The following is a 9,925-nucleotide window of genomic DNA, read 5'->3' as shown; positions in this document are numbered from 1 at the left end:
TGGCGAAACGGGAGGCATGAAGAAAAATCAACCGACATTACTAACTGAAGGTTGTATCTAATACTGGGGGCAGGTCAAGGCGCAATGCTCCAAAGGGCATATCAAGTGAAAATAAAAGCCTGACTGGCGATTTTATCGGCATTTTTTTACAATATCTCCTAACTTTAGAACCAGGTTTGTTGCTCGCACACTGCCGTCCTATTGGCGTGACAAGCGACACCTGAAGGCCAGGAGCGGAATTTGAGGAGACAGTCTTCAAAATAGCTAAGTAAACTCAAGCAAGAAGAGATTTTCCTGTTTTTTCGGTTTTTTCCTCTTTTTTATTACCAGGTGATGGCGGGATTGGCACCTCGCTATCATTCATTAAGTTAATGTTCCTTTGACATGACCTGGCATACAGGGAAACCGACATCGGCAGATATGTCAGAGGTTTGGCCTTAACGTGTATGAAGACCGGCTACATAAGTCCTCACTTAGCAGAAATCCAGTCTCGTTCAGCTAAGTGCCATTGAAGCAAAAACCGCTGCCGGACAGGACTGCAGGTTTAAAACGCCAGCGTTAACAGAGAATTAATCTGAACTATCCTGCCCTTTCCCTGTCATATATCTCATGCAGATTATTCTCTGTAACGAATTTCACCCGCCATCAGCGGGTATTTTTTTGCCCGTCTTTCGGGATAAAACTAAAGATAAAAAATCCCGCCGAAGCGGGTAGAAAGGGGGGAAAGATAAGCCGCAGGGCATGAATTAAGATATAAGTATTGGCCACACAGGCTTCATCGGCCTCCTGGCCAGAAACGCATCCTTTTGCGCTTCGGCTCAGGCTTGTTGCCTTTAATCCTCTTCGGACATTCAGGCAGCGTTCCTCAATAGGATCAGTTAATTTAACGAGTATTCTATTAAGTGATTCACCCAGGACATTTGCCTATGACAGCTGGGAGCCAAAAGAGCTAAATGTAAATAAAAACCAAATTTAATCTATCTGGAATAGGATTTCGGATTAGGATCCGCTGGCCAGTTCCCCCGGAAATGGTCGCGTTTAGTGCAGGAGTGAACCTTGTAGTACTGTTCTGCTGCCATCAACCAAAACTGCCGCCTGAACGCTTCTGATTGCGTCGCGTATCGCTATCGCCTGCCATGTTCCCTCCGCAGCGAGCAGGAAGGTCTGCAGCTTCAGAAGCAGTTGGGCGCTAGTTACAGGCTCCCTCTCATCAAGCAACTCAATAACGGCTTCTCCCATTACTTTGTCAGACAGCCTTTCATCTTCATTTCTATACATGCGAGACCTGCTTGCTGTGAAAGCTCTGCCCGTATGGCAGACGCAGCCTACAGCATACGTTAAAACTTGCGGTCCAACAGGCAAAGATGACAAAAGTTATCTCTTAAATACATATTTATGATTTGCGCTTAGCCCACAGTCACATGCGATACCGGAAAGTTATGTTCACTGAATAGAAAATACTCAACTGCCATGACTGAAACGTCTGCTGTTCGCTCACAGCTGACCTCGCGCAGGTGCAGATCTGCTCCGTACCAAAGTCAGACATTGGGCTTATTGTTTAGTCATTAAGATTTTCTCAGTGTGACTTAATTTATGTTTTCTGAATCGCCACGAGTAATCCAGACGACTACCGAGTCGTGGCGCGGGTTATCGCCAGCTCTACGGCTGAGCTTATGGGTGCCTTGTATTCCTAATCTGCTAAAGTCGAGGGCAAGAAGCGAGCGCTGCTAGCGGCTTAGCACGTTAGTTTTGGAAAACAGATCATGCACACTCCAACCAGCCTGCCGGTTTATCCTGCTGGTGTTTATGATGCCAGGTCTTGCTCCTTGCCCTCATGCGCGTTATTCAGGGCGTTGCGCGGTTATTTTATAACCAAGATTTTCAAACGTTGTAATCAGTCGCTGAATAGAGCCGATACTCCATTGGTTGGTAATCAGCACCGTCTCACCAGAGATGAGCTCAATGGACGCCTCATGAAAACGCTTTCGTCGTGACTGACTGACGTCGGATTCCGACTTTATAAGACTGCGATGAATATCCTTTCCAAAGATCGAGACAACAGAGTTGATGTTCTCCGGCTCATTCTCCGATATCCAGTCGCTCATAAGCTCAAAAGCCAGGTTCCGCTTATTGTATGTCGCGCCTTTAAAAACAAACTTAGAATAATCCTTCTCCGATTTTTCATTTGCCTTCAAGGCTTCTATTTCTTTGCGCTTTTGTCGGACAAGGAAATCTTTTGCCTCTGGCAACGGGATTATTTGTTCGAAATTCACCAGCAGCTTATCGAGATGCAGATATGGACTTAACCTGAAACAGCTGATATTAAGGCCATTATTGTTAAGCCACAGGACTGTGTTTGTGATCTCTTTAGAGAAATCAGCCGATATTAAAACAATCCGTACTTGCGTATTAAAGTCAGCAATTTCGCTTTCTTCTCTCTCACAGAAATTGAGGATTTCATTCTCTGCATTTTTCTCAACACCTTCTTTATCGAGATATTTTTGATAGCACTCAGCAGCTTCATGAAAAGTCATTTGCGAAACCATGGCAGCATACCTTACGGCCTGAAGCTCCATATGGGCGCCCTGCTCATCACGTTTGAGCTCAATGACGACCAGATTGAAATTTTTATCGATGCAGAGCAAATCGATCCTGCGCTGACTGTCCTCCCAGTTATTAAACTCTTCCTGTATGACCATGCAGTCAGGAACGAAATGGCTGATATTTCTGGCTAAGGCCGACTGGATATCTCTGCGCTCCAGAATGGATTCGCGCACAAACGTCGTTTTCGACACTGCCCGAAACTCCTGCTCTTCTAAGGTGAACAACCCCATAGATTCTCCATGTAAGACATTTAAAAGTTAACGAAATGAGCTCTGCGCCATCTTCAAGGCATCATTTGAAAACGAATCCGGGCAAGGCACGTCACAGTCGTCCGCACCCCATCCAGTTTTGCATCGTCAGTAATATCGCAAAGCAACGTAATGCACGCTGAGCTGGCGCCGCGCTGTTTTTCATCCGGCGCCTCTTAAACCCGGCGTAAAATGGGCCGGGTTGCCGACCCACAGGGATCAGCGGTGTTCACGCTCAAAGTTGTCCAGTAACGTCATCCGCTTTGCCAGATCCGAAAGCAACTCAGATTTAGGCGTTTCATGCGGGACATGGCAGGAAACGAAACCCAAAATACTTCCATTGGCTTCTTCCTCATACTCTTCCTCACTCCCCTCAACGTTGAGCATCGCGATCGCTCTTTCACGCATCTGCTCATTTTCAAGATCGCAGGCGTAAGTGATCACTGCAAACCACTCATCCACCGTTCCGTTCAGATAAAGAACCACATCTGAGGGAGAGAGCCAGTGGGAACATTTAAAGCGCAGCACCGGAAAGCCAGACCAGTTGGTCAGACGGGCTTTGATCTCATAGCCCCTGTCGCTAAAGTGTTCAGTCAGATAACGCTGGCATTCTCCGGACAACGTTTTAATGACGGTTTTCTTAAGCTCTTCTATTTCTGCAATGCGGTGAAGATTCCTCAGAACAAACGTTTCGGTTTCAGTTGTAACAGCAGGGTGGCTCACAAGTAACTCCAGATGCAGGACATACTCGCGCAGTATGACCAGCCATTTGTTTAATGATGAAGCCATGTAGGCTTCCCCGATCCGCGAAGACAATGCACCGGTAAGCTGCCGGTAGCTGGCTCCAATCCATCCCTCAGGCGCAGAACCGTTGGGTGATAACACTACGCAAAGGGGCGTTTTGCCCTGATATGCCCCCTGTTGCAGGCACGTGCGGTAATCGTCAAAGGGGTTATTCTGCAGATGCCAGACCTTGTTTTCGATGATCATCACCCAGTCATCACCCTCAAGCAGGATGTCGATCCGGTTCCCTCTTTCCGTGCTGACCTCGCGTTGAGGCGGTGCGGACAGTTCGGCGTTGAACGTATCTGCCAGCCCCAGGCAGCTGAACAGTGCCTCTGCCGCCAGCGGCCCCAGCCCATGACCACCGTCAGGATCGAGAAAGAAGGCCAGCACATCGCTGACCGGATTTTCATAGTGCCCGCGGGCACCTGAGGAAAAAATATTCGCTTCCGTTTTACGTGGCTGGGGAAGGCTTTTCATCTGATTCAGCAACGCTTCCAGCGCTAAAATATCCATTTCTACTCCCGGGACTTAATCGTTTACACGCGTGTATTCCGCGTCAATCGCTTCCGCATCCGCACGCCAGCGGGCAAAGAGAGACTGTTGCTCCTGGATCGCCTGCATTGCGCGTTCAAGGCTCGCCATTTCATCCTGCATCAGTGCGAAACCGGTAAAATAATCGCGTGCGAAATCACTTCCTCCCAGCACACTGATCAACCCATCGCGTTGCTGGTTAAAGTTCGAAATCATGGCGTCGATCATTTTTCTGAACTCCGCCTCACGCTTTGCCTGGCTGTAGGTATCCCACAATTCCAGCGCCACGCCGGCAAACACCAGCGCCCCGTTCAGGCCTTTCGCAAATTTAATGGCCCCCCAGGGTTTGAACTTCAGCAGTTTCCCCAGCTCTAACCCGGCCATTTTGCCAACGGACACCACCCCATCACGTGCAGCAATCACGGTTGCACTGTTAATGAAGTTGCTCTTCACGACATAATTCAGCCCCTGCTTGCCCATGGCCGCCATATTGCCGTTGTAGTGATTGATTTCAGCGCTGTAGCCCAGATGCATCTTCTGGATGGCATTGTTCACGGACTGCACGCGGCGGGCGAACTCGTTGTCCAGGCGGGTATCAATGATGATGCCCTGCTCACCAATTTCGCTCTCGAAAAACTCCATATAAGTTTCGAGGCTCAGGCCCCTGGCGCGAAGTATCAAATCTTTGAAGTAGTCGAGTACAAAGTTATTGAGACTGATGCGCGCTTCCGCAATATCGCGCTGCATAGTCAGCAGCTCTTTGCTGAGCCGGACATGAATGGATGAGAGGGCTTCGACTTCCTGTCGGATACGCACATCATTCGCGATGGCTTCCGGCAGCTTACGGGTCAGGATATCCCTGATAACACTATTTTTCGTTTCTTCACTCAGCGCCAGTGCGCCCCCGCTTTTTTCAATCTTGTCGCTCGTCGCGTCCTGCAGTTCACTGATATGCGACAGCGCACGGAATTTTTCCGGGTTATCCAGCCAGTATTCAGTCCCCATATCAAAAGGGTTAGCCGCGACAGCAACGATATTGAGCGCATCATGTTCCGGCGGGGTGAGCGCGATCAGGTCGTCCAGGCGCGCGCGCACGTTCTGGCGCTTCACCTCTGCGTTGGCGGCGTAATCGTCCTCATCCTCCACGTCTGCAACTTCATCGAAGCGGCTGAGAACGAACACCGTACGGTCAAGCAGGTTCAGGGTGCGGAACAGCCATTCAAGATCGGCCTTATGACTCTCTTTTATCGGGTTGGTGGAGTTCATGACATAGAGGATCAAATGCGCCTCACTGATGTACTTTTTGGTCATGTCCTTGTATTTTTCGAGCGCCCGGGTGTCTTCATTGAACTGCTCTTTAAAGCCAAACAACCCGGGCGTGTCAATCAGGACAAAGTCCGATCCCACGTCGTACACTTTGACTTCGTTGGAGGATTCCTGATGGCTGATATTCATGCTGGCTTTATCGAGGCGCCCCATCCAGGCGGCAGCTATTGAGGTTTTCCCTTCGGAGAACCCTCCAATCAGTGCGATTTTTAATTTCCCGTTCGCAGCATTCTCTTTGGCCGCCTCAATTTTATTGATGAGCTGCACATCGACCGGGACGCCGACCTTTTCACCCTGCTCAAGAAAGGCGGTGAGTTCATCCAGAATGTGAACATTGCGGGACTGCTGCGCTTTAAAAACATCCAGCGTTTTTTCCATTATTTCGCTCCAGAAAAATCAATTTCAGTGGATAAAAGGCGTAATCCGGCCGCAGCCTGGATCAGGATCTGATTGATGCCCGAAACCTGTTTTACAGGCTCCTCCAGCATGTCTTTAATCTCATCGATTTTCTCCTGCAGCTCCGGGAAGGCTTTCTGAATACCGTCGGCAATGGCGTCGTTCATGTGGGCCGCCACGTTGCTGAGATTTTTATCAGCGGACTGCTTCTGCTGCGACATTTTGTAACTGGAGCTGATGAAGCTGCGCAGGGCTTTGTAGGCCGCAAATGCCAGGTTCGCCAGCGCCGGTCCGAGAACAAGCCACCCGGCGGGGTTCCAGAAAAGCAGCGCGCCGCCCGCGAGTGTCGCCAGAAGTCCCGTAACGTTGATGCCGTTATCGATATCAATCGTGAGGGGAATATTGCTGCTGAATTTGTGCGTCTGGAGGCGTGAGAAGGTATTGAGGATCCCGCGAGCGTGCTGATGAAACTGCGCAACAATGTCACTGATCTCTGACTGAAAGCGCTCAAGTTCGGCTTTCAGTATTCCTGGAAGGGACTTTTCAAGCGAACCGTGCTCCAGGCTGATCGCGGCCTCCAGCTCACTTTTAAAACGATCGTTACTGATATCACCGTCAATCACTTTATAGATACGCTCGCGCGCCTGATTGCGGAACCGGCTAACGCTTTCCTCCGCGCGGTCAATCAGACGCGCCCGCAGTGATTTCAGTGCGTGATCAAGCTGCTTGTGTGCGCTGTTTTTATCCTCATTGAGCTGCAGGACAAGTTTTGCGTAGGTGTCCGACTGCAGCGCGCTCACCTGTGCGGCAATATCATCCAGCACAACGCGGGTTTTCTGTGTGTTCGAGCGGGCAATTTTTGCCTTGCTGTCGGCGACAAGTTGTTGTGTCAGAACGCGCGCCAGCGCTGAAACGCCCGTTTTCTCGAGCAGTTCTTCCGGGGTAAAGGCTTTCAGGAACTTATCGCGACTCTTCGCGTTGGGCCCGCCAGGGACCAGATGTTCGGCCAGACTGAGAAATGCAGGCATGGCGCTGACAACCAGCGTCTGACGATAATTGTCACCCAACTGCTCGCGCATTTTGTCGTCCAGATCCTGAATACTGTACGCTTCATCCTCATTAACAAGGGGTCTTCCAAGCGCCATAGCATTCGTTACACGCTTATTGAACAACGTCCAGACTTCAGTCTGCGCATTGAGATGCGACCTGATTTTCTCCAGTGTCCCGGGATTGTTTTCATCACCTTTCTGCGGCGCCGTGGCTTTACTGGTGACGTAAAAAACGGCGTGCGCTTTCTCGACCGCGCGCTGTATCTGCTCGCGCACCTTGCTCTCCTTGCCTTCAATACCGGGCACGTCCAGCAGGGCAAAGCGCTGTCCGCACGACTCAAAAGGATAGAGAGTGGCGTCCAGGGTGAAATCGGACATACCCGTGCCGATGATTTCACCGTCTGCCAGCGCGTTCAGTTCGGCAAACTTTTCATCCACCCGCGCGCGCTGCTTCAGCATCGTCTGCCGTTGGGCATCACAGTCCGCTTTCTGCACGGCAAGCGATTGTGTCTCCTGATGAATCTCTGCCTCTAATGCCTGCTGCAGCTGCTTCACCTGACGCTGCTGCTTTTGCTCTGGAGATGAGATCCAAAGAGCCAGCAGTCGGCGTATTGCTGACCAGCGCGTCTTCTGATCCTCAATCAACGCACTCAGCCGCGACAATTCTGTCCCGAGTTCAGCTTCGCGATCTGAAAAGCGGCCTCGCACCTCTGCCAGGGCCAGACTGAGAGTGGCGGCTAATGCTTCGTTTTCTTTCAAAGCCCGGTCTGCGTTTTCAAGGGCCTCAGGCGTGAGATCGTGTTGCTGCTGAAACTGGCGGAACGCCGCCTGCCTGGCGAGTTTTGTTTCCTCTTTGAGCAGGATGCGCAGCGCCTCAATGACCGTTGATTTCCCCGCGTTCGTCTCCCCGTAAAAGGCGATGGTAAACGTCTCCCATTCGGCATTGGAACGCAGGCTGTCAATTGCCTCGTTCAGGCGCGTCTGGAAACTCTCAAGTTGAAGGCGGGCATTACTGTTGGCTTTCTGTAAGGCGGGATCGTTTACAGGCTGGGTCAGGTTGTCGAGAATTCGTTCTACTTCCTGCGAGATTTTTTTATAGACCTGCGTGGAGGTCTCACTGGCAACAGACATGCAGCATCCTTTTTAAATTAATCCGTCTGGCGCGGCTGGAATAAGCAGCGTGGGCAGTAACCGCTCAGGTAAAACTTCTGACCGCAGCCCTCCGCATCACCCAAAGCCTAAAGTTGTTAACAGGTTCAGGCGCGCCGATCATATACACAGCACTCATCGTTGAATCGGCAGAATGAGAAATTCCTTTAATGGAAATGAGGCAAAAAAAGTCATTCAATCGGGCTGGAGAAATGATCGAATGCGCCCATGAGGCCATAACGACGCCAACAGTTGTGGTGACTTCCTTTTATTTGTGATCGTTCCAGTCCGGACAGGTTTGCGTTCCTGCAAGGCTCCTTGTCGAACGTATCGGTTTCATTCAAACAATGATGGCCTGTAGGAGCGACATTCCGCTTCGGTCATCACGTGCCAGGTAAAGGTTAATATCCGGCGCGGAGCGGATTTTTGAGGTTTTCTGTCAGGCGTTGTTGTGAATTCAGGTCTGTCCCCTTACTTGCCCGGCAGCGTACCGCCGGGCTAGCTGTTTACCCTTCCAGGCGTGAGAACTGCCAGTGACTGAACGGACTGTAAGCGGTAGTCTGAAATAGATGTCGCATCAGGCTTAACATCAGTGGTGCTGTAATGCTGTAAGAGTCAGACAGTTAACACGGTCGGAAGACCGGATTATTGCTTCATCATCTCCCTGGCGACAGCAAGGCTGCTTTTACCGGGATCAACGGAATGCTGGCACGCCGAGAGATCTTGAGCGTACTGGTTAAGGTCAAGGCGCAACGAGGGGTCAAGACCCATTGCGTTCTGGTCAGCCAGAAACTGAGTGTTGAAATCCTGAACACAGTTAAGTTCCTGACCGGCGATACTGAACCCCAGCAAGGTCGCCCCGTTCATCGATGTGATAAGTGGGAAATGGAACACCCACTGAAAGAGTAATCCACATATAAAGAGAATGAATGTGCCTTTAACACCCAGTCTTGCCATAAATCCCCCTTGGTCATTTCAGTGTGTCATCGGCACAGTAACGAGGATAATGAGTTGATTTACAGATAATTACCTGTGAAATGATTTTTTACCTTCTGTATGCACGAATGTGAAATGCCTCACCGGCCGGTGGGGACGGTCATCTAAGGAGATAAAAGTGCATGACTTTCTGAACAACTACCGAAGAATTGCTAACGAAACCTCAGGACTGATAACCCTTGGCGCCCTGCAACTGTTATTGCTTGCGGTAGTTATTAAGCGAGGCGGTCTGTTTAACTCAGGACTCGCCACACTCGGCTTCTGGTTTACCATCATCATTTCATTTGGAGGGTTTATCCTAACCGGAGCGGCGATCCTTAACACTGTTATCAAGGACAGCAAAATCAACTCAGTTCAAAGGGGGGCAATACTGAGTGTCTTTATGGTCGCATTTTTTGCCGCTCTCTTTTCAGCATTGATCGGCGTGAAGTCCCTGTAAATCAGGCCATATAGCGTGGAAGGCTTCTGCGAAGGTTTCACGGAACAAATATCAGATGATTGTCTGTCATAGGTACCGTTACGCGAGCATGGGCAGCGTAAGAAGGTAATGTTAACAATCCTCCCGGCACTAACTGGGCGGCTGATGTCAGATTTTTTTGCCCTCAGACCCTAGCCGAAAGGCCCGAAACGCATTCCTGTGCGGTTCGGCGAAGCTTGCCGTCACTGACGGTTAGCGCAGTCGGGCTGACGACCCGGCCCGCCGGGGAGCCGGAGGGGGACATGGGCATTGATTTGCCGGTGACCCAGAAAACCGTAAAGAGAAACCCGGTAACGCAGCTGCTAAGCCTGATCACCCTCATTATGAATAAGAATCAAAGCCAATGACATATAAGAGAGAAG

At 50.4% G+C, this 9,925-nt stretch carries 7 protein-coding genes; 1 reads left to right on the top strand and 6 read right to left on the bottom strand.

What is annotated here, in order from left to right; translation table 11 throughout:
- Positions 1–1,038: 1,038 nt before the first annotated feature.
- The 6 genes from ACCW76_RS18820 to ACCW76_RS18795 all read right to left on the bottom strand — a co-directional run bounded on the left by ACCW76_RS18820 (position 1,039) and on the right by ACCW76_RS18795 (position 9,046).
- The gene (locus tag ACCW76_RS18820; protein ID WP_436339740.1) at positions 1,039–1,278 is read right to left on the bottom strand and encodes a hypothetical protein; all 240 of its coding nucleotides are present in this window, start codon (positions 1,276–1,278) and stop codon (positions 1,039–1,041) included.
- Between the two features lie 563 nt (positions 1,279–1,841).
- The gene (locus tag ACCW76_RS18815; protein WP_436339739.1) at positions 1,842–2,834 is read right to left on the bottom strand and encodes a hypothetical protein; all 993 of its coding nucleotides are present in this window, start codon (positions 2,832–2,834) and stop codon (positions 1,842–1,844) included.
- Positions 2,835–3,071: 237 nt separating this feature from the next.
- Positions 3,072–4,151, bottom strand: a complete 1,080-nt coding sequence (locus ACCW76_RS18810) for a PD-(D/E)XK nuclease family protein (protein ID WP_436339737.1) — start codon at positions 4,149–4,151, stop codon at positions 3,072–3,074.
- Positions 4,152–4,166: 15 nt separating this feature from the next.
- A complete protein-coding gene (locus ACCW76_RS18805; RefSeq protein ID WP_436339735.1) occupies positions 4,167–5,873 on the bottom strand; it encodes a LeoA/HP0731 family dynamin-like GTPase in 1,707 nt (568 codons plus the stop codon).
- Positions 5,873–8,071 (bottom strand): dynamin family protein, encoded by a 2,199-nt coding sequence (locus tag ACCW76_RS18800; protein WP_436339733.1) that lies wholly within the window; start codon positions 8,069–8,071, stop codon positions 5,873–5,875. Before ACCW76_RS18800 ends, ACCW76_RS18805 begins: the two co-directional genes overlap by 1 nt.
- A gap of 663 nt (positions 8,072–8,734) precedes the next feature.
- The gene (locus ACCW76_RS18795) at positions 8,735–9,046 is read right to left on the bottom strand and encodes a hypothetical protein (RefSeq protein ID WP_436339731.1); all 312 of its coding nucleotides are present in this window, start codon (positions 9,044–9,046) and stop codon (positions 8,735–8,737) included.
- Between the two features lie 157 nt (positions 9,047–9,203).
- On the opposite strand from ACCW76_RS18795, the gene ACCW76_RS18790 reads away from it, so the two are divergent.
- Positions 9,204–9,524, top strand: a complete 321-nt coding sequence (locus tag ACCW76_RS18790; protein ID WP_436339729.1) for a hypothetical protein — start codon at positions 9,204–9,206, stop codon at positions 9,522–9,524.
- Positions 9,525–9,925 lie beyond the last annotated feature (401 nt).

The organism is Pantoea sp. C8B4 (assembly GCF_051336905.1).
GTDB lineage: Bacteria > Pseudomonadota > Gammaproteobacteria > Enterobacterales > Enterobacteriaceae > Pantoea > Pantoea rwandensis_B.
The sequence above is the reverse complement of the archived record's forward strand: the minus strand, read 5'-3'. Positions and strand labels throughout refer to the sequence as shown.

Bases quoted from the DNA above. Each gene is read 5' to 3' on its own strand.
- ACCW76_RS18815 (WP_436339739.1), bottom strand. From the start codon at position 2,834: ATGGGGTTGTTCACCTTAGAAGAGCAGGAGTTTCGGGCAGTGTCGAAA.
- ACCW76_RS18810 (WP_436339737.1), bottom strand. From the start codon at position 4,151: ATGGATATTTTAGCGCTGGAAGCGTTGCTGAATCAGATGAAAAGCCTT.
- ACCW76_RS18795 (WP_436339731.1), bottom strand. From the start codon at position 9,046: ATGGCAAGACTGGGTGTTAAAGGCACATTCATTCTCTTTATATGTGGA.
- ACCW76_RS18805 (WP_436339735.1), bottom strand. From the start codon at position 5,873: ATGGAAAAAACGCTGGATGTTTTTAAAGCGCAGCAGTCCCGCAATGTT.
- ACCW76_RS18800 (WP_436339733.1), bottom strand. From the start codon at position 8,071: ATGTCTGTTGCCAGTGAGACCTCCACGCAGGTCTATAAAAAAATCTCG.
- ACCW76_RS18820 (WP_436339740.1), bottom strand. From the start codon at position 1,278: ATGTATAGAAATGAAGATGAAAGGCTGTCTGACAAAGTAATGGGAGAA.